We start from the raw sequence: 26,477 nt of genomic DNA, 5'->3' as shown, positions 1-26,477 counted from the left end.
GCAATTCTTTTGCCTGAGTGTGTTCAATAATCTCAAGTTTTTGCTATGATTGCTAATGCAAGTTAAGCGGATGTGGCGGAATTGGCAGACGCGCTAGATTTAGGTTCTAGTACCGCAAGGTGTGAAGGTTCAAGTCCTTTCATCCGCATTGCACAAACTACAGATGGAAACTGTGGTACATTCGCCAATTAAATGTCGCGATTTGCTGTCAAGATTTAGGCGTAAGGGTTGGGCATTTTAGTCGTACCCAGTTTAGGTGCCTAACAGCTGATGATCCCAATCAGGTTTAACTTGCTCAGCATAGCTGTAACCTCGATGATTTCAGCCTGGGTAACTTTGTCAATGCGTGCAGCCAACACCACACAATGGCAAAACGACCCAGCTAAAATGGCATCTACCATGCCCAAAACTGGCGATGCGTCCAGTAGGACTAGATCATAGGTCTGTTCAAACACTTTTATTAATTCCCCTAGCCGTGGAGAACTCAACAGATTAGCCGGATCGGCTGGCGCTGGTCCGGCTGTCAAAATATCAATGTATGAACTTGATGATTGAATCCGGCGGGAGATGGGTACAGTGGCATCGCTAGTCAGCAAAGTAGAAAGACCATCCTCATTGGGGAGATTCAGGCGTTTGTGAAGCGTTGGATTGCGTAAATCTGCATCGATTAGCAGGACTCGTTGATGCAGACGGGCTGCACTAATCGCCAAACCTAAAGCTATGATCGATTTTTCCGGTCCAGCTACTGCTGATGTCAACATCAGGGGGCTAAAGGGTGAGTCTGAATTCTGAAGCTGAATATTTTTGTAGATCAGATCTAGTGATTCCCAATAGGGCGGCCAATAGATTACTTCAATTGTCCAAGGCGCTTGGTCTTCTGGCCTACCGAAAGGTAGCTTGATGATAGGTTCGCTTGCCGAAGAGGCTGCATCTTGTGGCTTACTAAAAGGTAGCTTGACAAGAGATTTACTTTTTTTAAGGTATAGCAGATCTGGTGTAATGCCTAGCAGGGGGTAGTTAACGCACTTTTGTAAGTCTTCAGGACTATGAACGGCATCATCCAACATCTCACGAACAAAGGCCGCAACACCCCCTAGAAACATTCCAATCACAACACCTATCATGATGCTCTGCTTTTTTTTAGAAGCACTGGCTTCGCCCAGTTGGGGTGCCTCGACAACTTGCCAATCAAATCCCCCCCGAGCGATTTCCAAACTCAACTCCTGCTTCGCTTTTTCGAGTTGCTGAAGGGTATCGCGCTTGATTTGGATATCGGGTTGTAGCCGACCGTACTCAGCCAATAAACTAGGAAATCGATTGAGTTGTGCGCGTAGCTGTTGCTCTGTCTGTACTAAAGTGCGATCGCGAGCGGCCAGAGCCGCTAGATTGGTTTGTGTCTGTAAAAGCTGGTTACTAAGCTCCAGATCAACATTAGCAAATTGTCCTTGGGCCAGTGAGTTTTCTTGCGATTGGCTCACTGAAGGAGAACTTTTTTTGAGAATTCGTTGTCCTTCTTCTTGCAACAGAGTAACTTGCTCTTGGCGCTGTAAGAAGAGTTTTTGAATCACCGGGCTGCTATCCGTGAAGCGTATGCGTTGTTGAGCGATCGCTAGATCTGTTTTTTGGATTTCATTGAGTAATGTTTGGTAACGAGAAGACTGACTTAGACGTGAGGAGAGCAGTGCCTCCTGTGGAGAAGTAGCAAGTTTTTCTTGTATATTCTTGTAGCGAGTCTGCAACTCTTTATATTGAGCTTCATTGGTTCGTCGCTCCTGCTCAATGCTAGCGATCGCACTGACTAATGTTTTTGCCTGCTCTTCCGGCTCAATCAAGTTCTGGCGTTTGCGAAATTGTTCTAAGGCGATCTCAGCCTGAGTTACACTCTCACGAACTTTGGGTAACTGAGTATTAATGAAAGCCAGTCCTCTCACTAAAAGCAGCCTCTGCTGTTCTCGGTTGTAATCCTGATAAACCCTCTGCATAGCTTGCAACACTTTTTGGGTTTTTACCGGATTTCCATCAGTATAGGTCGCTTCAAACAGCTTGGTTACACTCTTGTCGCCCTTACCGTCTTGTACTTGAGATACAGTCAAAAATTGTTTAATCTCATCTACACTAATATTAGGATAGTCATGGCGAAGCAACTCTACAGCTTTCCCGATGAGCTGAGAACTCTGCATCAGGCGTAACTGAGTCACATTGTCTATCTGAACGTTAGAATCAGTAAACTGTTTGTCTCCCTCTGCTCCTCCTTTGCTTTGATAATTTGGTTCTACAAGCAGTTGCATCGAGCTTTGATAGGTAGGTTTCTCCCTCAAAGCTTTGATAGTACTAATCGGTAAAACGATACAAAGCACCCCGACGATCCACAAGCGTCGGCGGAGCAAAACCGCAAACAGTTGGCCATAACCTGCATCTGTTTCAGGAATTGTATTGGGATTGCTCTCTGCCACTTGTACCCTTCCTAAGCCAGAGACGTCTGAGCGTGGTAATCTTAGGGTTTATACAAACGATAAACTTCCTCAATTACCTGATCTACCTTTTTAAAGAATACTTCTTCTGAGAAGTTCCGGAGCGCATGGTTCCGGATTTCTGCATAATCCCATGCAATTTCACTAGCTTCAAGTAACGCAGCATGAATAGCATCGGGACTTTGTCGATTAAATAAGACTCCAGTTTTACCCGGTACCTGTGTATCTAATATACCACCCTGACCATAAGCAATGACGGGCGTGCCGCTTGCATTCGCTTCCACCGGAACTAAGCCGTAATCTTCCAAAGCAGCCACAATAACAGAACGAGCTTGTGCCATCAAAAGGCTACGTTCAGCATCGCTCACATGTCCTAAAAATTGAATATTTTTTAAGGCTTTAGACTCTAGTCGCCCTCGCTCTGGGCCAGTTCCGGCTATTCGTAATGGCCATCCTAACCAATTGAATGCTTCAATGATTACATCAACCCGTTTATAGCTCATTAAACGGGCTGAGACTAAATAAAAATCATCTTTTTTTTCAGAAAAAATAAATTGATTACTGTCAATAGGATAGTTAATTACAGAAGCTGGTTTCCGATATATTTTTTGAATACGGCGAGCTACGATACTGGAATTAGCAATATAGTAATCAGGCTCTTGAGAATAGTATAAATCTACTTTCCTCAAATATTTAAAAATGATTTCTAGAACGGGGGACATTTTTTTAAATTTAGCATACTCTCTCAGATAGGTTTTTGTATCCCACAGGAAACGGGTAACATTGTGGCAGAAACAAATATGGATTGCTCCGGGTCTTTTGCGGACGCACTTAGCAAAACTACTGCTACTACTGATAATTAGATCGTAATCTTGCAAATCCAAAGCTCTAAAAGCTGGAAAATAGAATGGAGCCAGCAGTCTGAAATGTCTGCTCGATTTCGGAATATTTTGGAGGATGGTAGTGTGAACCTGTCGATTCCCCAAATCAATCGTGTGTTCAGAGTCATATAAAGATGTAAAGATATCAGCACCGGGGTAGCGTTTACAGAACAATTCAAATACACGCTCTGCTCCACCCCGCTGAGTTAAGTAATCATGAACCAAAGCAATTTTCATACTCTCTTATGCACTCCTAGTATTATGCGCTTGCCTACAGCGCATCTGAGAATCAATTCGTTAATGAAAAGAGGTTCATTGATAGGTTTAAGACCATGTAATAATCAGCCTTTCAGTCTTTGGAAAATTTGTTATACAACACTCTTATTAATATGTGTTTAAGCGATGCGATGGAGCAAGCTTTTGAAGACGTTTCCTCTATAATAAAGTTCTAAATAGGGCATTGCTATAATCGAAAAAAATTACAGGCAGATTTCAGACATCTCAAAGAAGATTGATAAGTAAGGAAAATAAATCCCTGAAACATTCTCCTCTGCTTTCATGGAAAAAGCCTGAATAGAAGAGAATACCAGGATAAAGATAATAGCTGCTGGGTGCTACCAAGCAGCTTGCCGAACAAAAAGACAGACGCTTACGCTCTCGAAAATGAGCATAGTTATTTTGTCAGCATGACTAAAGATTATGGCAACTTCGTAATCCTCGCTTAAGCCCCTAAGTCGCGGAACACACAACGCTCATAAGAATACGCATGACATCGTTAGCGTGTCAAGTCATCCAAAGGCTGAAACTCAACTTAAAAAAAACATCAGACTAATGGCTGATGTATTTGAGGTAGGCGCTATCTATGTTAAGGGCAATTGTGTTCTGCTTTCTATTTTTTGCTGCCTAAAGTGAGTTAATTTTAGGGACGGAGGCTGGCATCTATTTTATATATCAACTTAACTATCTTTTGTCTCAACTTAACCAAGCGCCTTGAGGGTTATTGCAAGTTAAGCAAAAGGGTTGACATGTGTCAACCCCCATGTGGTTGAATTTACTATAGCCGGAATATAATTTTTTCAAGGATTAGGTACCCTGAGATTAAAAATCCTTCGTCATTAGGGGCTGACCTAAGTAAACCTAGTCTACTGAGTTGAGTAGGCATCAAAGTAATTGATCAGTTTTTAACAAGTTTATGTTGTCCGAAGTCAGGAGAGATATCGATTCAATGAACGCTATAACAAGTTCGCGAGAGACAAGAGTTTTGACAGCTTCCCCACTTAACGAGTTCTCGGTCAGACTTGATCAGCAGGCGACTCGCAGTTCGCCTCCATATACGCTACAGTGGCGACAGGCTCAGCTACTGGTGAAGCCTTCTCAAAGTGTTAAACAACCCGAGCTATCTGTTCTGAAAAATAAGGAGGGGTTAGTCAGATGCTTGAACCGCTCCCCTGTAAGACTAGTTCGTATAGACCCAGCTTTAGGTCAGACAAGGCTTCAACGCTGGGCTGATGCTTGCGAACAAGCAGGTAAGCAAGTCTTTCTCTCGATCCCCTCTAATACTGAATTGCCTAGAAAGCTCCGTCCACTTACATGGTATATAAAGCGCATCTTAGACTGGGGTGTTGCCGCCCTATTGCTAGTCATTCTAAGTCCAGTCCTCTTGGCATTAGCCTTGCTGATCCGCATTGACTCTCCAGGCTCCATCTTCTTCCAGCAGTGGCGCATTGGCAAACGAGGCAGATTGTTCCGCATCATCAAGTTCCGCACTATGGTAGTGAATGCAGAACAGTTCCACCATCAAGTGATGGGTGATCTGCCGGGATTGCACAAGCTTGAAGATGATCCCCGCGTTACCCCCTTAGGGCGCTGGATGCGCAAGTATAGCTTGGACGAACTGCCGCAGTTAATTAATGTACTCCGGGGTGAGATGAGTTTGGTGGGACCGCGTCCTTGGGCGCTGTACGATGCCGTGAGGCTTAGCCCGGATGGTCAACGACGGTTGAATGCACGCCCCGGAATCACCGGACTCTGGCATGTACAGCCTAGGGCGAACCTGCTGGATATTGAAGCGGTTAACCGTTGGGATCTGGACTACCTGAGTAATTGGACTCTTCGGCAGGATCTGAAGCTTTTAGTGGCAACTATTCCCAAAGTTCTATCCGGTTGTGGCGCTTACTAGTTCAGTATAACAGAAATAACTCACCAGTTGGTAGGAGTGGAGCAGGGGGGATCGAGGGGTTCTAAATCCAAGCTTCTACTGTACTCCTCTGAACTAGTAAGAGGTTTTACTCATGCTGTACGCCCAGTAGGGATCGAGCAAGATACCAGTTACCGCATCTATCTGAGCCATTATTGTGAATCAACATCACCCTGAATTAGTCATAGAAGCAGGTCGCGCAGAACGCCAATATTGGAAAGATCTGTGGCGCTATCGCGAGTTGTTCTACTTTCTGGCTTGGCGTGACATTCTTGTGCGTTACAAACAGACTGCGATCGGCATCGCTTGGGCGCTGATTCGACCGTTTCTAACGATGATAGTGTTCACGGTGGTGTTTGGCACGCTGGCGAAATTACCCTCTGAAGGCGTTCCCTATCCAATTTTGGTATTTGCTGCCATGCTCCCCTGGCAGTTTTTTGCCAATTCTCTTTCTGAATGCAGTAACAGTTTAATTAGCAATGCCAACTTAATCTCTAAGGTTTACTTTCCTCGGTTGATCGTACCCACTAGTGCTGTGGTCGTTAGCGTCGTCGATTTTATGATTTCCGGCATAATTTTGCTGGGGTTGATGGCTTGGTATAACTTTGTGCCTAGTTGGCGAATCCTGACACTACCGCTTTTTATCCTGATTGCGTTTGCCGCCGCATTGGAACCAGGGTTGTGGTTAGCTTCACTGAATGTCCAGTACCCAGATTTTCGCTTCATCGTGCCGTTCATTATTCAGTTTGGCTTATATGTTTCGCCTGTTGGCTTTAGTAGCAGCGTTGTTCCCGAAAAGTGGCGATTCCTCTACTCGGTGAACCCGATGGTAGGCGTGATTGATGGCTTCCGTTGGGCAATTTTGGGTGGGGGAGCGCAGCGTTACGGGCCTGGATTTATCTTATGCGATCGCCCATCGTCTATCGACACTTGTCCGAGCAGATAAGGTGGTTGTGCTTGAGCAAGGCCGCATTGTTGAACAGGGAGGGTATCAAGAGTTACTACAACAGCGCGAACACCTCTGGAAATATCATCAGAGGCAGAGTTCAGCAGACCAAGTGAGCTAAAGCTTTTTGAATGTCGAAGACATGGTAGAGAATTTTGAGACTTAATTAGGAGGTCGAGATGTGAAGCTGCCAGTCAGATTGGATAGTCAACTTTGTTTTTTTAACTTTAATAGGTTCTAAAGAGGTGTCTCATGGAATTAAGTCTAAACTCCGGTAACGATATTCAAATGCATACCTCCAAGCCCGTCGTCCATAAACCCAAATCAAGCGAGATTCATCCTGGACCTGGCTTTCGCATCAACCGTAAGGTTGCGAGACCGTCGGATGAGTCTGTCTTACGCCTTGCCGACTATCCAACGCCCGACATTTCCGATTTTATGAACCGCCTCTACACCATGGATCCGGGAATCAAGAATGTAGTCAATGAGGCGAAGATTTTTGCGCCCGCATGCACAGTGAAAGTGTTTCCAGGCGACAATTTGATGGTTCACAAAGCACTTGACATTGCTGCACCTGGTGACGTGATCGTCGTAGATGCTGGTGGCTCGTTTCTTAACGGTGTGCTGGGCGATCTCATTTCCACGAAGGCTAAGCACCGAGGCATTGTGGGGTTTGTGATCGATGGACTCATGCGAGACGTCGACGGCATCAAAGACGTTGAAATGCCAGTATTTGCTCGTGGCGTCACCCCGATTGGGCCACTTCATCGGGGGCCGGGTGAGATCAATTTCCCTGTTTGCTGCGGTGGCATCGTGGTTCGTCCTGGCGACGTCATTTGTGGAGATGCGAATGGTCTAGTCGTGGTGCCGCAGGAGTTTTTGGAGGAGTTGCTTGTTCGTTTGGAAAAGCAAAAGGAAGCTAAGGACGTCTACGAGCAAAACGTGAGGCGTGGAGAATTTTCAAATGCGTGGGTTGACGACATATTGAATCAACTCCATTGCGAATAGACAAAAAAATATTTGCTTCGAGTCTGCAAGACAAGCCAACAAGTGTTCTATGACAAAAACAAGAATCGATCACAAGCAATTGCGGAAGCTGGCAGCAGAATTGCTTATGGCAGCAGGTACGGACGCTACAGAGGCAGTTGTGATCGCAGATAACCTTATCTGGGCAGATCTCGTAGGTCGCTTCACGCAAGGAGTCTGGCGTCTGACAGTCCTCCTGCCACGGTTGCGCAGCGGTTTAGTTCGCTCACCGTGCGTTCCCGAATTCATCCAGAAGGCAGAAGGGATGGGGGTGGTAGATGGTCACGATGGCTTCGGTCATTACGTAGGCCATATAGCCATGAAGAAGGCAATCGAATTGGCTCAAGGTAACGGAACAGGTTTGGTGGCGGTTCGCAACAGTAATCATTTTGGTGCCAGTGCCTACTATGTCGAACTTGCCGCGCAGGCAGGCATGATCGGCTTCGCCTTTACGAACGCGACACGTCGTGTTGCCGCCCACGGCGGACTGACCCCGATTTTTGGAACCAACCCTGTCTGCTTCGGTGCCCCCTTGGAGAATGGAGAGTCAGTCCTGATCGATTTCTCCACGGGGGCAATGGCTGGTTCGGTGATTCGCAAAGCCAGCGAGGCAGCCCAACCAATCCCTGAAGGTGTTGCCATCGACGAACATGGTAATCCTATCACAGACCCACAACAGGCTCAGCGTGCAACGCTCCTACCATTCGGTGGTGCGAGAGGATATTGTCTCAGCCTGCTCGTCGAGATACTGACTGGCGTGCTGACGAACTCACTCATCTCCTTTCAAATTCCGACAATGCATGAAAAGAACCAGAGCCCTTCGCGGATCGGTCATTTCTTCTTTGTCATTGATATCTCCAGGCTCCTGCCTCTGAGCGAATATCTTCGGCGGATGGAAACACTGGTTGCAGAAGTTAGGAAATCCAGGCTTCAGACGGGTGTAACAGAAATCCTGATACCTGGAGAATCACGCTGGCGCAACTATGCAGAACAGCTCAGAGAAGGAATACTCCTGGATTGGACAACAACCGAGTCTTTGAAGTCTATTGCTAACGAGTTAGAGGTCTCCACGCCATGGTAACGAACTCAGTCATCAAGTCACCTAATTCTTTCGTTGAATTCTCAAGAAAGGACATCGAGCAGGCTATCTTTTCTCGCTTCGCACAACAAGTGAACCTGTTCCCGAATCACATCGCTGTTCGCACGACGGCAGATCAGATTACCTACAAGGAGCTTGATTCTTTCTCAAACCGAGTTGCTCACGCCCTCATTGCAAAATGTGGTACGCACCAAGAACCCATTGCTCTGCTCTTTGAACCGACTGTGCAAATGGTCGCGGCTATTCTGGGTGTATTAAAGGCCGGCAAGTTCTTCCTTCCGCTCGATCCAACTTCTCCTGTAACTCACAATAGAGCCATTCTTGAAAGGTCCGGAGCAAGCCATGTGCTGACCGATACAAAGAATCTGGCGATCGCCCAGAATCTGGCTAGCCCTGCAGCACTTGTCGTTAACGTAGATAAATTGGATTCTCAGCTATCGAGTAGCACCGTAGGAGAATTGGCAACTGCCGATACCCCAGCCTATGTGCTGTACACCTCAGGCTCGACAGGTCAGCCCAAAGGAGTTCTTCATAACCACCGAAATGTTCTTCATGCCATTCGCCAACACACTAATTCGCTTCGTATTAGTTCCGAAGATCGGATTTCCCTTGTAGCTTCCTACGGTCGCATAGCGGGCATGACGTCCATCTGGCGTGCACTGCTGAACGGTGCGACTTTATGTATGTTTAATCTGCGCAGCGAGGGTTGGGAAGAACTTGTGCATTGGTTAAGTGCAGAAGGTATAACAATCTACCAGTCAGTGCCAACACTTTACCGCCATTGGGCCAAGAGGCTGACGGATACCGCTCAATTTCCCAAGCTGCGGCTCATTCATCTGGGTGGCGAGCCGGTCATTACACAAGATGTAATGCTCTTTAAGAAACACTTCAGCGACGATTGCACCCTGCTTCACAATCTTGGATCAACTGAAGTTTCAACCTATCGCCAGAACTTCATCTCCAAAGATACTCCATTGATAGAGGCCGTTGTACCAGTGGGTTACCCAGTTGAAGACAAGGATGTCTCCCTGATAGACGAGATGGGTCACGAAGTGGGGTTTAATGAGGTCGGTGAAATTGTGGTGAAGAGCCGTTACCTGGCCGTGGAATATTGGCAGGAGCCCAAGCTGACTAGTGAAGCATTTGTACCAGTTCCCAACGGTAATGGGGAGCGTGTATTTCGCACCGGGGATCTCGGGAGAATGCGATCTGACGGGTGTTTGGAGCATATGGGGCGAAAAGATCGGCAGGTCAAGATTCGCGGAATCCGAATTGAGCCGGCAGAAATCGAGGCAGTTCTGGGGCAAGACCCAGCCGTCCAACAGGCTGTAGTGGTGGCTGGCAAAGATGTAGACGGATACAACCAGTTAATCGGCTATGTCATTCCTTCACCGGGCACCCGCCCCTCCAGTACCACTTTACGCAACTCTCTGCGCCAACGTCTTCCCGAGTACATGATTCCTGCGGCATTTGTCATGCTTGATCGATTCCCACTGACACCCAGTGGTAAGGTGGATCAACTAGCTCTGCCCGCTCCCTCGCTTCATGTCCGGCAGTCTGATATGCCGTTTGTGGCTCCGAGCAGCACGATTGAAAAAACGATTACGCAGATATGGGAGGAAGTGCTCAGTGTGCCTGGTATTGGGTTGCAGGATCGTTTTCTCGATCTAGGTGGCAACTCGCTTCGCGCAATGCAAGTCGCTTCGCGTCTCCAGAACGCGCTCAATAGGGTGTTACCACTTCAATCTTTGTTCACCTTCGAGACGATCGCTGAGCAGGCAGCCGCCGTGGAAAAATACCTCGAAGTACCCTCTTTCGATAACGCCGAAAGCCAGTTCCTTGCCGAGATTGAGGCGATGGGGGACGATGAAGCGGAACGTCTCCTGGCGATGCTGGATGAAAAGGGTGAGGGAAAGGAACGAAAGATCAGCCAGTGGCAAATGGAAGGGGTGAGCAAGGCTTATCTCGATGTGCGCAGCGCAATTCCAGGCACGAGTCTCGAAGTTGACGTCATGCTGAAGATTATCCGCCAATGGTGCCCTAACCCAAGAACAGCTCTCGATTTAGGATGCGGGGACGGGTTTTTGGGGCGCACTCTGCATGAGCATTTCCCGGACTGTCATGTTTATTTCGTAGATTTCTCGGAACCGATGCTTGACGCAGTGCGCGAAAAACAGGGCGCAACAAATCGGGCGACCATCATCAAAGCGGACTTCACGAATCCTGAATGGACAGCCCAGCTTGGCGATCACAGTTCTTTCGATTTGGTTGTTTCAGGTCTTTCAATCCACCACCAAACCGATCCGAGAAAGAAGCAGCTCTACCACGAGATTTACGACCTCATTACATCGGGAGGAATTTTCCTCAACCTCGAGCAAGTGGCATCGGCGACTGCTTCAGTCGCCGATATTTACCACGAGTTCTTTATCGATCACCTCCACGACTTTTATCGCCGCATCGATCCGGGCAAGCCCCGTGAGGAAGTGGCTGAGGGCTTTTATTCGAGCCCTGCTAGAAAGGAGAACATCCTGGCACCAGTCGATACTCAGTGCGCCTGGCTGAGGCAGATAGGTTTTCAGGACGTAGATTGCTTTTTCAAAGTTCTTGAGCAAGCCCTATTCGGCGGGAGGAAGTGAACATGGATGATTTAAACAAACGAGTAACCGCGCTATCCCCCACCAAGCAAGCGCTTCTGCAGAAGTTACTGAAGGAGAAAGCTGGAAGCAGCTCATACAGAATCATTCAACCCAGGGCACATCACGGACCTATTCCGCTTTCGTTTGCCCAAGAGCGATTTTGGTTTCTGGATCAATTTGATCCCGGCAGCGCGGTTCACACGATCCCGATTCGGGTGCGACTCAGGGGCGAGCTCAACGTGCCTGTGCTGGAAAGCAGCGTAAACGAAATTGTTCGCCGTCACGATGTGCTGCGCACCCGTTTCCGCACCTTTGATGGCCAGCCCGCGCAGGTAATCGAGCCATTTGCCCCGCTGGAAATTCCGTTGGTGGATTTGACCAATCTGCCCGAAACGTTGCGCGAAAGCGAAGCGATCCGTATGTGCGACGAGGAGGCTCGGCTGCCGTTCGATCTGACGCAGGATTTGATGCTGCGGATCAAACTTTTTCGGCTGACCGAGAGCGATCACATTTTCTTCCTTAATCGTCACCACATCACCTCCGACGGCTGGTCGCTAGGCGTATTCATGGATGAGCTGTGGACACTTTATCGCGCTTTCTCGGAAGGGCAGCCGTCACCATTACCCGAACTGCCGATACAATATGCTGACTATGCCGTATGGCAGCGCGAGTGGCTACAAGGTGAGGAGTTGGAAAAGCAGCTTGGTTATTGGCGAAACCAGCTTCAAGGTGTACCGGAGCGCCTGGATTTGCCCACGGATCGATGTCGGCCTGCTTGGAAAGACTATCGCGGCGCGAAGGTAGTCCACGAACTACCTGTGGCGTTGTCACTCGCACTTGGACAGTTGAGCCGACGCGAAGGCGTGACTCCTTTCATGACGCTACTGACAGCTTTCCAGATTCTCTTGCATCGCTACACCAGCGAAACCGATATTGCAATCGGTTCACCTATAGCGGGGCGCAGTCGCACAGAAGTGGAAGGGTTGCTCGGATGCTTTCTCAACACCCTCGTATTTCGAGGGGATCTTTCGGGTAATCCGTCGTTTCTTACGCTTCTACAGCGTACGCGTGAGCAATGCATGGGAGCTTACGCGCATCAGGAACTTCCGTTCGAGTTGCTCGTAAAGGAGCTTAAGCCTGAGCGTAATCTGGAATCTACTCCACTGTTTCAAGTATTGTTTGTTCTTCAAAATGCTTGGGCGGAAGCTGTAACGCTGCCTACACTGCAAGTAGACCAACCTGTGTGGCTTGATAACAGTACGGCTGAGTTCGACCTCTCGCTATCTATGGAGCAACGCGGTGAGCATCTGATAGCTGAGCTGCAATACAACACCGATTTGTTTGACCAGGAAACTCCGCGACGAATGCTGAATCATTTTCAGAGCCTTTTGGAAAGCATCGTTGCCGACCCAGAACAGACTATTGCCACCCAGAGAATTTTGACGGCGGCAGAGCAACATCAACTGCTGGTCGAGTGGAACAATACCACCGTTAAATATCCCCAATACCACTGCATTCACCAACTAATTGAACAGCAAGTACAGCGTACACCTGAAGCTATAGCTGTAGTTTGGGAAAACCAAAAATTAACATATCAAGAATTAAATACCAAAGCTAATCAAATAGCCCATTATTTGCGTTCCTTGGGTGTCCAACCCGAAGTAAGAGTGGGAATCTGTGTAGAACGTTGCCTAGAGATGATAGTTGGTATTTTAGCAATTATCAAAGCTGGTGGAGCTTATCTACCTCTAGACCCAGCTTATCCGCCTGAGCGTTTAGAATTCATGCTCAGTGATGCTCAAGTTCCAGTCATCCTCACCAAATCTACACTGGTAGAAACTCTACCCCATCATCAAGCCCAAGTCATTTGTTTAGACACAGACGAGTCTATATTTGCTCAACAAAGTTCAGAAAACCCCAATCATCAAACCCAACCCCACAACCTCGCCTACATTATCTACACCTCTGGTTCAACAGGTAAACCCAAGGGAACAATGATCGAACATCGTAGTTTGATTAATGCTTACCTAGCTTGGGAAGACTCTTATCACCTCAGTTCTCGAACTTCCAGCCATTTGCAAATGGCCAGTTTCTCCTTTGATGTCTTTTCTGGAGATTTTGTCCGCAGTCTTTGTTCTGGGGGGAAACTTGTGATCTGTCCCAGAGACTTCCTTCTCGATCCTAAACAGCTTTACACACTCATGCAGCAGCAAAAAATTGACTGTGCTGAGTTTGTACCCGCCGTTCTCAGAAACTTAATTCAATATCTGGAACCAACCAACCAGAATCTAGGATTTATGAAGTTGCTAGTTGTTGGTTCTGACAGTTGGTATCTGAGCGAGTATCAGCATATTCGCAGTCTTTGTGGTGATAAAACCAGACTGATTAACTCTTATGGAGTCAGCGAAGCCACCATTGACACCACCTATTTTGAAACAGAAATAGTGGATTTATCTTTTGACAGACTCACTCCCATAGGTCGTCCCTTTGCTAACAACAAAGTTTATCTGCTAGATGACAATATGCAGCCTGTACCTATTGGTGTACCAGGAGAACTATATATAGGTGGGGCTGGATTGGCAAGAGGTTATCTTAAGCGACCGGACTTAACTCAGGAACGATTCATTCCCCATCCCTTTAGTTCTGAACCAGGTGCCCGTCTGTATAGAACGGGAGACATGGTAAGCTACAGGCCGGATGGCAATTTGATTTTGCTGGGACGGCGTGACAACCAGGTCAAAATTCGGGGCTTCCGGATTGAATTGGCTGAAATTGAAGCAGCGCTCACCCAGCATCTGTTTGTGAAGCAATGTGTGGTGATTATTCGAGAAGATGAACCAGGAGATAAGCGTCTGGTTGCCTATGTGGTAAGTGAAGGAACCGATGAAGTTTCCCCTGGCAAGTTGCGCCAGTTTTTGCAGCAAAGGCTGCCTCTATATATGATTCCCTCAGCTTTTGTGCAGTTAGAAGCCCTACCCCTGACACCCAATGGCAAACTCGATCGCCGAGCTCTGCCCAATCCACATTTGGCTCACTGCATAGATGACAAGTCTTTTGTTAGCCCCCGGACTGAACTGGAAAGACAACTGGTATTTATTTGGGAACAGGTGCTGAACGTGACACCCATTGGGGTTAAAGATAACTTCTTTGAGTTAGGAGGAAACTCATTACTGACGATACGTTTATTGTATGAAATAGAAAAAAGCTTGAAACAAAAAATCCCTGTGGCAACTCTTTTTCAGTTAGCCACGATCGAACAGATGGCTCGTTGTTTGGAGAATTCTGAATCGTTGGGAACCTCATCTCTACAGATTCCTACGGGTTTGACCGCAGAAGAATATCAGCAGTTGCTAGCAATTGTGGCAGGCCGTCCAGGAAAACAAGTCAGTCCGGATTCCTTAATGGTAGCTGTTCGAGAGCAGGGAACTAAGCCGCCTTTATTCATCTGTGCCAATGCCTATGATGAAGTTTTTCCACTTACTAAAAATCTTGATGAAAATCAACCTGTTTACCTTCTAGAAACTGGTCTTTGGGTTACGGGAAACAATGAAAGCCAAATCAAAGCGATCGCTGCTCATCATGTCAGGGATATCTTATTAGTACAACCCGAACCGCCTTATTTGCTCGGTGGCTATTGCTTTGGAGGCCTCGTTGCTTATGAAATTGCCCAACAACTTTTGGCAAAGGGGAAACAGGTTGACCTTGTTTTGTTATTGGAACGCTATGGATTTAATCCTATCTATCAATTATTTGATAGGCTTGATGTTTTTATAACCGATCATTGGATCCATCTTAGTTCGCTTAATTTTGCTGGTAAGCTGAGGTACATTCAGACAAATATCAAACGTCTGATTTGGGAAAGATTCTCGAAATCCCCAAAAAATCAAGAAGACAAAGCTGTATTAGCCCATCCCTATCAACCCCAACCCTACCCTGGCAAGGTTGTTCTTATTTGCAGCATTCCCAATAGGAAGGATCCAGTTCCTTTAGGTCGATTTATCCAGATCATTCCCGCTGAATTTACTCTATTCCTGTTTAAACGGGCAGGTTGGACACCGCATACTCTTCCTAATCTAAAGATTCTGACTACTCGTGGTGATCATGTGAGTATAACAGAAGAACCGCACGTAAAATTACTGGCAAAAAAAATACAAGCCTATATTGATGACGAACAAAACCATTGATGACTTTTACTCTTTTAGGAAAAGTACCTACGAGCTGCTTTATAAAGTCAACCACTGAGTACCTGACAATAATCGTTTTACCCTACTGCTAATTCAGCAATTATTCGTGAAATTGACATGATATTTAATTTGGCTGTGCCAATTTCCAACCTACTGAATGGTACGAAGTTCTGGCAGAAAAACTATATGGTTTTGCGAGAGTTTAAACACTTTCGTAGGGTTGCGATCTTGGCTTTAGTGTTCTCGATTCTAGCTGCAACGTTTGAAGGAGTAAGTATTGGTTTCTTGCTTTCCTTCTTACAAAGCTTGACCAATCCCAATGCAAAACCGCTTCAGACAGGAATTAGCTGGTTTGACATTTGGATTTTAGGAGTAAATACATCTGCAACTAGTCGGCTCTACCGCGTATCGGCTCTGATTTTCCTAAGTACATGGATTCGTTCAGTCTTTAATTACTTAGCAAACCTTTATACCGAGATTTCTCAACTCTATCTGCTAGATCGGCTCCGCAAGCAGATTTTTGAACAACTTCAGGCTGTGAGCTTAAGTTTCTTCTCGAAGACCAAAGCTGGTGAACTTATTAACACGCTCACGACTGAGGTTGAAAAAATTAAACAAGCCTTCGGGGGAGCTGCTTTCTTAATTAGTCGTAGCCTGACCATCATCACTTATCTGCTTTCAATGCTTTTGCTGTCGTGGCAGCTTACAGTTGTTTCACTGTTGCTGTTTAGCCTGATGGCAGTGGGTTTATCAACGTTAATTGCGAGAGCACGAGAAAAAAGTTTTGCGGTTTCTGCTGCTAGCGGTCATTTGACCTCTACAGCAATCGAATTCATTAATGGAATTCGCACGGTTCAAGCTTTTGGCACTCAAGATTTCGAGCGTCAGCGGTACTACAAAGCAAGTTCTGATGTCATTCAATCTACGACTAAACTTGCCCTTGCTTGGACACTGGTAAAACCTCTTGCAGAAGGACTAGCGACAACAATTTTGGTGGGGATGATTATTGTTGCTTTCACTGGTGCTTTGACTAATAGTGCGCTAAATGTAGCTTCACTATTAACATTTTTCTTTGTTTTGTTTCGCGTTGTACCCATTATGCAAGATATCAATGGTACAAGAGCAGTTCTTAGTACCCTGCAAGGCTCAACGGAGAATATCAAAGAGCTTTTGAGAACTGATAATAAACAATACTTTAAAAATGGGGATATTAAGTTTCTAGGTTTAAAGCGCTCTATTGATTTTAGATCGGTAGATTTCGGCTACGGTGACAGTAAGCTAGTGCTAAATAACATTACATTGACGATCGAGCGAGGACAGATGACGGCACTGGTGGGGGCTTCCGGTGCTGGCAAAACAACTCTGGCTGACCTGGTTGCCAGATTCTACGACCCAACGACTGGTCAAGTTCTGATCGATGGTGTTGATCTGCGGCAGATAGAGATTAACTCGCTGCGACACAAGCTGGCTGTAGTAAGTCAAGATACATTCATTTTCAATACTTCTGTCCGGAACAATATCGCTTACGGAACAGAAGGTGCAACTCCAGCGGCAATTGAAAGGGCGGCTCAACTAGCCAATGCCCTGGAATTTATTCAAGATATGCCTGAGGGTTTTGAGACTCAACTCGGAGATCGGGGAGTGCGACTGTCGGGAGGTCAACGTCAACGGATTGCGATCGCTCGTGCGTTGTTACGTGACCCTGAAATCTTAATTCTGGACGAAGCAACTAGTGCTTTAGATTCCGTATCTGAGCGATTGATTCAGGAGTCATTAGAAAAGCTTTCGACGGGACGTACCGTAATTGCGATCGCTCATCGTCTATCGACAATTGTCCGAGCCGATAAAGTAGTTGTACTTGAGCAAGGTTGCATTGTTGAACAGGGAGGCTATCAAGAATTACTCGAACAACGCACTCACCTCTGGAAATATCACCAAATGCAGAGCGAAGTCAGTCAAGTGAGCTAAAGCTTTTTGAATTCTGTTGGTGGAATCCTGTAGACCCTGCTGAACCATCGCAATTTAAGCTACTGTCATGAAAATCCTGCTCACCATTCATCACGATCTAGATCCTAATGCAGGCGCTCCTGGTGCAACGTTGCAACTTGGTCAGGCATATCAAAAGCTAGGACACCAAGTAGAATACTATTCTTTCGATAACCTTCCACATAAGTTACCAGGACTGGTAGAGTCGATGATGTTTCCTGGCTTTGTAGCCAGTCATATCTCGGCTCTTGTAAACAAGCAAGCCGTCGGTGTTGTTGATGCGTCCTCCGGAGATGCTTGGATATGGGCGAAAATGCGCCAAATCTCCAGAGAAAACTCCCCCCTTCTAGTGACGCGCAGCCACGGCCTTGAGCATAGTACGCACCTGGAAAACTTAGAGGAGGCTCGTCGGGGCAACTTGCACTTGAGTTGGAAGTATCCGCTGTATCATGGAGGCTTCCGGCTTTGGGAAGTCGCGACTTCCATGCGCTATGCCGACCTGGTTGTACTGCTCAATCACTACGATGCAGAGTATGTCGTTGAAAAATTAGGTGTCAATCCAGAACGGAGGCGCGTCGTTGCTAATGGGATTCCAGAAGAATTTCTAAATCTACCCTTCGAGCCGATGCCAGAGGCAGAAGATTCAGCGATCTACATTGCTCAAGTAGGGAATTATATCGCTCGCAAGGGCATTGAGTACGGTGCAGTTGCATTGAATGCCATTCTCGCTCGCTATCCCCAGGTGAAGGTAAGTTTTTTAGGAACGGGTTGCTCAGAAGTAGAAGTCCATGCAGATTTTGAGCCTGCTGTACGCGATCGTATCCGAGTTATTCCCCGCTACAGTCATGAAACACTACCCAGCCTCCTGCGCGGACATCACATTAAGCTCTTTCCCACCCTCTCGGACGGGTTTGGCTTGGTTCTCATTGAAACTATGGCTTGCGGTCTAGCGCCTGTAACGACAACAACACCAGGGCCAATGGAGATCGTGAGTGATGGGCGTAATGGCATTTTAGTCCCGTCCCGCGACAGTCAGGCGATTCAGCAGGCTTTGGAACGCCTGGTTACAGACCGCCCCTACCTTGAGCAGCTACGCCGTAATGCCTACGCTACGGCACAACACTTCAGCTGGGAGCGTATCGCCCGCGATAACCTGGCTTTCTATGAAGAAGCGTTGTGCCAAAAAAGAGGTTCTAGATGAAGCTTTGCATTGTTACGCACACAGTCATGAAAGGCAATGGTCAGGGTCGGGTGAACTACGAAGTCGCTTGGGAAGCGATTCGTCGCGGTCATCACGTTACATTGCTGGCAAGTAGCGTAGCTCCGGAACTGCAACAGCACAGCCAGGTTAATTGGATTTTGATACCCGTTCAAAGGTATCCAATAGACCTTTTCCGCGAAATGGCTTTCTCGGTGCAAAGTGGCTTGTGGTTGCTTAAGCACCAAAGGGAATTTGACCTAATAAAAGTCAACGGTGCAATTACTTGGGCTAAGGGAGATGTCAATGCAGTACATTTTGTCCATAGTTCCTGGTTGCGATTCTCCCACCCAGATAGTACGCGATCGCCAGTCAATTCCTCACAACAGCGCCGCAGCTTGCGTAGCACTTACCAGTGGTTCTACACCGCTTTGAATGCTCGTTGGGAAAAGAAAGCTTTTGGTCAGGCGAAAGTCGTAGTAGCCGTTTCTAAGAAAGTCGCTAAGGAATTAATCGGAATCGGCGTTCCACCGGAGTGCATTCGGGTCATCTTAAATGGCGTTGACTTGCAAGAGTTTGCTCCGGGTACTGTAGACCGCCAAAAACTGGGTCTGCCGGAGAACGTACCCCTAGCACTGTTTGCTGGGGATATCCGCACACCTCGGAAAAACTTGGATACGGTGCTACATGCCTTAGTGCAAGTTCCGGAGTTACACCTGTTAGTTGTAGGTGCAACGGCAGGTAGCCCTTATCCTCAGCTAGCAGAGTCGCTAAACTTGGAAAACCGAGTGCATTTTCTGGGATTCCGGCAGGATGTCCCAGAATTGATGAAGGCAACAGATTTTCTAGTCTTTCCTTCCCGTTATGAGCCATTTGGTTTAGTGGTGCTTGAAGCGATGGCAACGGGACTACCTGTTGTTACGGCGGCTACGACGGGTGCCGCTGAAGTTATCACGCCAGAGTGTGGAGTCGTATTGCCTGACTCGGACGATACACAAGCTTTGGCAGAAGCTCTAAACCGATTGGCTAACGAGCGAGAGCTGCGACATAAAATGGGGCAGGCAAGTCGAACGATCGCAGAACAGCATCGCTGGTCTAATAAAGCAAAAAGCTACGTTGACCTATTTGAGGAAATAAGCAAGTCGTGAAAATGACCCTAATTGTACCTACTTACCGGCGTCCAAAAGATCTGGAACGCTGCTTAGAGGCGTTAAAGAAACAAACTCGCCCGCTCGATGAGTTACTGGTCATAGTTCGTGATACGGATGTGGAAACCTGGGCATTCCTGGAACAGTTTAACGCAGAAAGCTTGCCCTTACAGACTGCTACGGTCAGCAAGCCTGGAGCGATCGCTGCCATGAATGTAGGACTGGATATTGCCTCTGGAGAGATTATCTCATTTACTGATGACGATGCTGCCCCTCACCCTGATTGGTTAGAGCGGATCGAAAGCCATTTTCTAGCCGATGACTGTTTGGGTGGTTTAGGTGGTCGTGACTGGGTGTATTTTGGTACTGAGTTGTTCAGTGCAAAACCCCAAGAAGTGGTAGGTCGGGTTCAGTGGTTTGGACGGGTCATCGGCAATCATCATCTGGGTATTGGCGAAGCTCGTGAGGTCGATGTACTAAAAGGCGTAAACATGAGTTTTAGAAGGGCAGCTATTACTAACAGGCATTTTGATCGGCGGATGCAAGGTAGTAGCTCCCAAATTCATTTTGAAATCGAATTTTGTCTAGCTCTTAAAAAAGCAGGTTGGAAGCTGATTTATGACCCAGCGATCGCTGTTGATCATTATCCTGGAAAGCGATTTGACGAGGATCAAAGAAATACGTTTAATCCCCTAGCAACAGCTAACATAGTACACAATGAAACAGTGGCTCTACTAGAGCATCTGACTCCTTTTCAACGTGCAATCTTCCTTCTATGGGCAGTTTCAGTAGGAACACGAGAATCAGTTGGGTTTGTGCAGTGGCTTAGATTTCTACCCAGCCAAGGCTCTTTATCTACTGAAAAATGGGTTGCATCTGTACGGGGACGTTGGCAAGGATGGAGAACATGGCAACACTGTAAATAAGTCTAACCGGATGTAGTGATCGGACTGATGGATAGTTTTTTAACTAAGTATTTTCGTATTTTCTCCTGAAATGCTAAATGAATCACAAGCAGGTACTTCTGAATAGCTCACCTCAACAGGACATTAACGTAGGTCGGCAATCGAAGCCAGCTTGGATGGCAATACAGGGACTATTCCTTTTTACCAGCCTATGCCTTCTAGCAGGTCTGGGCAAAGTCCTGAACCTACTGTTCCCAGCCGGCTGTTTTGCGGTTGCCGTGTTCCTATATCTGCGGTATCCCATCTTCTATGTAAGTTTCACTTGGTGGGTGTTTTTTCTTACACCGTTTATCCGCCGTGTGGCGGATTTTCGGAGCGGCTTTACTGATCCAAGTCCAATGTTGTTAGCCCCACCACTGGTGGCAATGATCACCGTTGTAACCTTCTACCGCAACCTTCCCACAGCATATGTTCAAGGTGGCTTACCCTTTGTCCTATCTGCTATAGGTGTGTTCTATGGTTTTCTGATTGGACTAATTAATGGCTCACCCGTTCCTGCCATAATCTCTGTTATGACCTGGATAAGCCCCATCCTGTTCGGTTTCCATTTATTTGTGAACTGGCGAGATTATCCTAACTATCGCCAGAACATTCAGCGCACTTTTCTCTGGGGTGTGCTAGTTACAGCAACGTATGGCATCTATCAATACTTGGTCGCCCCTGAGTGGGATCGTATCTGGCTTATAGGGACCAAACTATATACCAGCATGGGAAAACCGGAACCGCTAGGACTTCGCGTCTGGAGTACGATGAATTCTCCCTTACATTTTGCAACGGTTATGATACCGGGCACTATATTGCTATTCATTGGTCAAGGGGTTTCACGTATTCCTGGTGTAGTAGTTGGTATCTTGTCTCTTCTATTAACATCGGTACGCACAGCTTGGGGGGGCTGGATGGTATCTTTGGTTGCCCTGATTGGTTTTCTAAAAGGAATTGTGCAGATGCGATTAATTGCTCTGCTGCTAGTCATAGCAATATTAGTCGTTCCCTTATCCACAGTAGAGCCATTTGCCCAGGTCATTCAGGCTCGTGTAACAAGTTTGACTAACGTTAAGGAGGATCAGAGTGCACAGGACAGGACGGCGCTCTACGGTGCCGTGCTCGATGACGCCCTAAAAGAGTATATAGGCAAAGGAAATGGAACTCTTGCACCTATTGACAGTGGGGTTTTGGAGATGATTCTCACCTTAGGCTGGTTGGGAAGCATTCCCTATGTGAGTGGGCTGCTCCTGCTCTTGTATAGCCTGTTCCAAGGCTCTAAGTCGTCTACCTCTGATCCCTTTGCCAGCGCTACCCGTGCTATTACTTTTGGGTTCCTGCCGATGCTAGCTGGTTCAAACGTAATCATTGGAATCTCTGGCATGGTTTTCTGGGGATTTCTAGGTCTAGGGATGGCAGCCAATAAGTATCACTCACATCAACATATTGTTCGACTAAAATGAGCTTAATAATTTGATTACTACATAATTTACATAATATTGTATACTAATAAAAATCTCCTTGTAATTATCCTAAAATAAATATGATTCCTATACGCAAAAATCTACAGTATCATCAAAATCAAGAAATTTTTTGTGCTTTTAATGAGCAGAGCCTTACAGAAAGCGATAAAAAAGAATTTATAGCATATCAAAAAACTGATCAACAACGTTCTGATAACACGAGTATAGAATTATTTGATGATATAGTTTTTAAATCAAATTTTATTAAAACATTTCAGAAGCTTATACCTTGTTTGGCATTGTCTGGAAATGAAAAAATCTTGGAAATGGGTGCTGGTCAGGGGTGGGCAAGTGTCATATTAAAAAATAAGTACCCCAATAGCTATGTAGTAGCAAGCGATCTCGTACCTGTAGCGCTAAATTTTTGTACGAATTATGAAAAATTATTAAATAGTTATATTGATGAAAAATGGGCTTTTAATTGTCGAGATATCCCTTTTGAAGACAATCAGTTTGATCGAATTTTTACAATGGCAGCATTCCATCATTTTGGAGAAAATAATGACTATAGTAAAACCCTTAAAGAAATGGTAAGAGTCTTGAAACCTCAAGGCAAAATTATGCTGTTATATGAACCTTCTTCACCAAGATATTTATATAATCTAGCCTATAAACGAGTGAATCAACGCACGGATTTAGATGGCGTTGATGAAGATGTATTAATACTCTCGAAAATCCGAGAATCTGTGAATATAATTAATTGTAATTTCAGGGCTGAGTTCTTTCCAGAATTTTCTTATAGAGAAGGATTTAAGAGTACAATCTACTATTACGTTTTATCAAAATTAGGTAGATTATCAAGACTTCTTGTAAGTACCGTCAATATTGTAATAGAAAAAAAATAAGGCTTTGACGAAGGGTAAGATAGGCGATTTGTCGTCTACCTCTGCTCCCTTTGCCAGTGCTACTCGTGCTATTGCTTTTGGGTTCCTGCCGATGCTAGCGGGTTCAAACGTGATAATTGGAATCTCTGGAATGGTTTTCTGGGGATTCCTAGGTCTAGGCATGGCAGCTAATTGGTATTAGTTAGGTTTTCTGTACCAACATGAAAACAAGCATCTCCTAATAAATCCCAAAAATACTTTAGATGAGTCACTATTCAAAAAATCTGTGTGTCAAGTGCAACCGTTTGTGAGGTAAAGAACAGAAAATGGAAAAACAGAAAACAGTAGGATTCCTCTTAAAGCGTGTCGATTGTAATGACGGGGTTGCGTCCCATTGTAAGACTCTGATTCGTGGTTTGAGAGCAGCCGGGTGGAGAGTCGTCCTGATTACGGGGCTAGTGAATTACGATGCAGGTTCTGAAGATAGTTTTCAAGCACTCAAAGACTTATCAGAAGACTGGATTGTATTTGAGGATATGAAACCTTTTCTTCCAACTTGGGCTAGTATTCGTCGGATCGAGGAGATAGTAAATAAATACGAAATTTCCCTATTTCACGCACACGGATACTCGATGTTGCTGCTGGCGCGTATCCTCAAAATTTTCACTGGGTTAGAGTGTGTTGCTACCTTTCATTTATTAATCGAAGATGAAAATTCAACCTGGATCAAATCTGTATTGCGACCTAAAATCAGAAAATACCAGATATATTTGAGAGTGTTTGCACCAAAAGCCTTTATTGCCTACTCTTCAGAGATTGAAAGATTTTTGATCCAAGATTTGGGATTTCCTAAAAACAAGGTTCGCAAGATATTAGCTGGCATGGATACAAACTATTTTCGTCTCCCTAGTTCTGAAGAGCGACAAAAAGCACGGGAGAAGTTCGGATTTGAGGAAAAAGAGCTGGTATGTACTCTCGTAGGAAGACTCAATTGGATTAAGGGACATGATGTTTTGATCGACGCAGTTAGGCAAATCAGAAAAGAATTTCCCGAAATGGTTTTGAAGTGTTTATTCGCGGGTTCTGGGGATCGGGAGCAGGAGATTAAGGAATATGCCTTTGTCAGTGAAGATGATTCGCATTCTTTTATTTTTGCGGGTTATCTAAATGATATGCGAGAAGTGTATTGGACATCGGATATTTTTGTTCTACCAAGCCGCTTAGAAGGGTTTGCTTTTGTGGTGGCGGAAGCGATGTGCTGCGGGACAGTTCCGATCCGGACACCAGCAGCAGGAGCTCTGGATCAGATTGAGGAAGGAAAAACAGGTTATATCGTTCCCTTCGATGATGCAGAGGCTTTATCAAAGGCAATCCAAAAGCTTGCGAACAAGGATTTTCGCTTGCAGATGGGTCAACAATGTGCGGAGTATGCTTCCTCAGTGTTTGATCGAGAATTGATGATTGAGAAGACAGTGGAATTGTATTGCGAGTGCTGCGGGATGGAAACAACAGAAAGTTTGAAAGCTTGAGTTGGGTTGGAATTTGGGTACTGCTCTATTGACTGAGCCGTTGTAAGATAACTCGGTCAATTATGAAGCCTTACGTTCGCGAGCTTGTCCGAGCCGATACATAATCACCTTAGCTTTCGCATCTTCTTCTACAAACACTACATACTCACCATTTGCTCTCCGATAAGCTCGTAATGCGTAGGGAATATCAATCCAGCCAGTCTCCTTACCAACCTCTGATCCGGGGCTTAATTTGGCTACAGATGCTCCCGTCCCCGCATCATACACATATACTTCAGCCTTTCTAGAATCAACAGCAAATACTCTATCCCCTGCCACATCCATTGCCTTAATAATCAGCATCGGGTTGGCTTTTGGATCGTAGGGAAGAGTTATGCGCCAGCGTAGTTTTTTATCCTTTGTCCAGTTGTCGTAGCGCACAATCTCTGTACCAACTATCCCCCATTCATCACCAGTGTGTGAGCGATCAACTGTATAGCCTCCAAGATACATGACATCTGTATCAGGAAAATATTTGATTCTTTCCAGCTTGTTGAAAGGCGCAGGCATGGGTATGACTTCTGAAGCGCTGCTAAGATAAATTGGACTGCCATAGGCATCCAATCCTTGATAGCGATAATGTCGTATGAAGCCCGACTCGGATGTTTGCCAGATGTCCCCCTTGCTATCAACCTCCCAACCCCAGATCGAACCATCTGCTGCACCTAAACTTTCATACTCATCGCTTTGAATCGAGCCATCGCCATTCTTGTCGCACCATAACCAGCTTCCTGTAGCTGGCTGATTGATTGGCCAGGTAGAATGATCCCTGGCAAAGATGGCGCTAGGAACTGCAATTTCTCCTTTCATTCGGTAGACGCTGAGCTGTTTGGCATACATCCCCGTGAGATACAAGAAACGTTTTCCCTCAATCCGACGGATAAAAACCGATGCCGCCGAATGGTCTTCGTTATGTAGTCGCGGATCGTCGGGATAGCGAAACTTATCTACGGTATATCCCTTATAGCTCCATTCGTGACCATTGCTTTTGCTATAGTCCATGACAAAGTGTTCATGCTTGGTAAACACGTCCACTCCATCAGTCCCAGAATCGGCATCGGCATTATCTACAAATTGCAAGCCCAGCAATCTCCACTGCATTGCTGGGCTTGCATTAAACTTCCTCAAGTCCGCTCCTGACCCATTAAAGCCATCAAGACTGACATAAATATTTCCGCTTGTGTCCGTGCCCACCCCCGTCAAACCTAAGAGTTTGAGGTCTCCAACTTCTCCGGGTGTTTCTGAGTAGATCCCCATCTCGCTGCCCAAAGTCCCAACCAACGCAGGTGTACTTGTGATGTTGTAGATCAGCACTTGTTGACGGGGGCCATTTTCCGCAACCAGCAGTCTGCCTTGATTATCAATAGCTAGGGCTGTAGGGTCTACAACTTCCGTAATTTCTTTGGACAATAAAGTTCCTGTCTTGGAAAAGTTCAGAATCTTGGGAGAATTGCTAGCATCTTTGGCTTGAATAATCCATATGTCACCCTGACGATCAACAGCCATCTGCCGGGGGCGATCGACTGACCAACTGCGTAACTCTGCTAGGGTTTCGGCATCGTAGACACGAATGCGGTTTGCAGCACTATCACTGACATAAAGCTCGCTGCCAGCGTTAGCTAATCCCGTTACTTGACCGGAGGTGCTAACAATTAACATACTTTTATCATAACCACGCCCACCTGCAAAGGGAGCAGGCTCCCCAGATAAGTTGTAGCGTCTCACACAATACCAGTTTGTTTTAGAAGGGGGATAATCCTGAATTACCATCCTGTCTATTGCCCCCTGTGTCATGGCGATATAAAGGTACTTACCATTGGCCGTGACTGCTTCCCCTCCAGTT

At 46.1% G+C, this 26,477-nt stretch carries 16 protein-coding genes and 1 tRNA gene; 14 read left to right on the top strand and 3 right to left on the bottom strand.

Annotation, left to right across the window (positions count from 1 at the left end; translation table 11 throughout):
* The first annotated feature begins 66 nt into the window (after positions 1–66).
* Positions 67–148: transfer RNA gene (locus V6C93_RS03285), tRNA-Leu, on the top strand.
* A 112-nt stretch (positions 149–260) separates the two neighbouring features.
* On the opposite strand, the gene V6C93_RS03280 is transcribed toward V6C93_RS03285, so the two are convergent.
* Both V6C93_RS03280 and V6C93_RS03275 read right to left on the bottom strand, forming a co-directional pair.
* The gene (locus tag V6C93_RS03280) at positions 261–2,453 is read right to left on the bottom strand and encodes a polysaccharide biosynthesis tyrosine autokinase (RefSeq protein WP_333475218.1); all 2,193 of its coding nucleotides are present in this window, start codon (positions 2,451–2,453) and stop codon (positions 261–263) included.
* A gap of 41 nt (positions 2,454–2,494) precedes the next feature.
* The gene (locus V6C93_RS03275; RefSeq protein WP_333475217.1) at positions 2,495–3,589 is read right to left on the bottom strand and encodes a glycosyltransferase; all 1,095 of its coding nucleotides are present in this window, start codon (positions 3,587–3,589) and stop codon (positions 2,495–2,497) included.
* A 988-nt stretch (positions 3,590–4,577) separates the two neighbouring features.
* On the opposite strand from V6C93_RS03275, the gene hepC reads away from it, so the two are divergent.
* The 13 genes from hepC (at position 4,578) to V6C93_RS03210 (ending at position 24,595) form a co-directional block, all read left to right on the top strand.
* Positions 4,578–5,531 carry a heterocyst development glycosyltransferase HepC gene (gene hepC / locus V6C93_RS03270; RefSeq protein WP_333475216.1) on the top strand — a complete coding sequence of 318 codons (954 nt, stop codon included), beginning with the start codon at positions 4,578–4,580 and terminating at the stop codon, positions 5,529–5,531.
* A gap of 175 nt (positions 5,532–5,706) precedes the next feature.
* Positions 5,707–6,495: an ABC transporter permease gene (locus V6C93_RS03265; protein WP_333475215.1), complete on the top strand. Its 789-nt coding sequence runs from the start codon at positions 5,707–5,709 to the stop codon at positions 6,493–6,495.
* 252 nt (positions 6,496–6,747) lie between these two features.
* Entirely contained in the window at positions 6,748–7,503 is a 756-nt protein-coding gene (locus V6C93_RS03260; RefSeq protein WP_333475214.1) for an RraA family protein, read from the top strand.
* Positions 7,504–7,552: 49 nt separating this feature from the next.
* Positions 7,553–8,602 carry an Ldh family oxidoreductase gene (locus tag V6C93_RS03255; protein ID WP_333475213.1) on the top strand — a complete coding sequence of 350 codons (1,050 nt, stop codon included), beginning with the start codon at positions 7,553–7,555 and terminating at the stop codon, positions 8,600–8,602.
* Positions 8,596–11,256, top strand: a complete 2,661-nt coding sequence (locus V6C93_RS03250) for an amino acid adenylation domain-containing protein (protein WP_333475212.1) — start codon at positions 8,596–8,598, stop codon at positions 11,254–11,256. The genes V6C93_RS03255 and V6C93_RS03250 overlap by 7 nt, the downstream gene beginning before the upstream one ends.
* Positions 11,257–11,258: 2 nt before the next feature.
* Positions 11,259–15,440 carry an amino acid adenylation domain-containing protein gene (locus V6C93_RS03245; protein WP_333475211.1) on the top strand — a complete coding sequence of 1,394 codons (4,182 nt, stop codon included), beginning with the start codon at positions 11,259–11,261 and terminating at the stop codon, positions 15,438–15,440.
* Between the two features lie 117 nt (positions 15,441–15,557).
* On the top strand, positions 15,558–17,408 hold the full coding sequence (hepA, locus tag V6C93_RS03240) for a heterocyst formation ABC transporter subunit HepA (RefSeq protein ID WP_333475210.1): 1,851 nt from the start codon (positions 15,558–15,560) through the stop codon (positions 17,406–17,408).
* 67 nt (positions 17,409–17,475) lie between these two features.
* Complete coding sequence (locus tag V6C93_RS03235) at positions 17,476–18,627, top strand: glycosyltransferase family 4 protein (RefSeq protein WP_333475209.1); 1,152 nt, start codon at positions 17,476–17,478, stop codon at positions 18,625–18,627.
* Positions 18,624–19,772, top strand: coding sequence for a glycosyltransferase family 4 protein (locus tag V6C93_RS03230; RefSeq protein WP_333475208.1), 1,149 nt, complete (start codon positions 18,624–18,626; stop codon positions 19,770–19,772). The genes V6C93_RS03235 and V6C93_RS03230 overlap by 4 nt, the downstream gene beginning before the upstream one ends.
* Positions 19,769–20,698 carry a glycosyltransferase family 2 protein gene (locus V6C93_RS03225; RefSeq protein WP_349262607.1) on the top strand — a complete coding sequence of 310 codons (930 nt, stop codon included), beginning with the start codon at positions 19,769–19,771 and terminating at the stop codon, positions 20,696–20,698. Before V6C93_RS03230 ends, V6C93_RS03225 begins: the two co-directional genes overlap by 4 nt.
* A gap of 77 nt (positions 20,699–20,775) precedes the next feature.
* Positions 20,776–22,182, top strand: a complete 1,407-nt coding sequence (locus tag V6C93_RS03220) for an O-antigen ligase domain-containing protein (protein ID WP_333475206.1) — start codon at positions 20,776–20,778, stop codon at positions 22,180–22,182.
* 80 nt (positions 22,183–22,262) lie between these two features.
* Positions 22,263–23,087: a class I SAM-dependent methyltransferase gene (locus tag V6C93_RS03215; protein WP_333475205.1), complete on the top strand. Its 825-nt coding sequence runs from the start codon at positions 22,263–22,265 to the stop codon at positions 23,085–23,087.
* A 305-nt stretch (positions 23,088–23,392) separates the two neighbouring features.
* Positions 23,393–24,595: a glycosyltransferase family 4 protein gene (locus V6C93_RS03210; RefSeq protein WP_333475204.1), complete on the top strand. Its 1,203-nt coding sequence runs from the start codon at positions 23,393–23,395 to the stop codon at positions 24,593–24,595.
* A gap of 60 nt (positions 24,596–24,655) precedes the next feature.
* Here the strand turns inward: V6C93_RS03210 and V6C93_RS03205 are convergent.
* A partial coding sequence (locus tag V6C93_RS03205) for a hypothetical protein (RefSeq protein WP_333475203.1) occupies positions 24,656–26,477 on the bottom strand: 1,822 nt, incomplete at its 5' end.

The sequence above is a fragment of the Allocoleopsis sp. genome (genome assembly GCF_036703385.1).
Classification (GTDB): domain Bacteria; phylum Cyanobacteriota; class Cyanobacteriia; order Cyanobacteriales; family Coleofasciculaceae; genus Allocoleopsis.
Note: the sequence above shows the minus strand (reverse complement) of the source record. Positions and strands in the feature narration are given on the sequence as shown.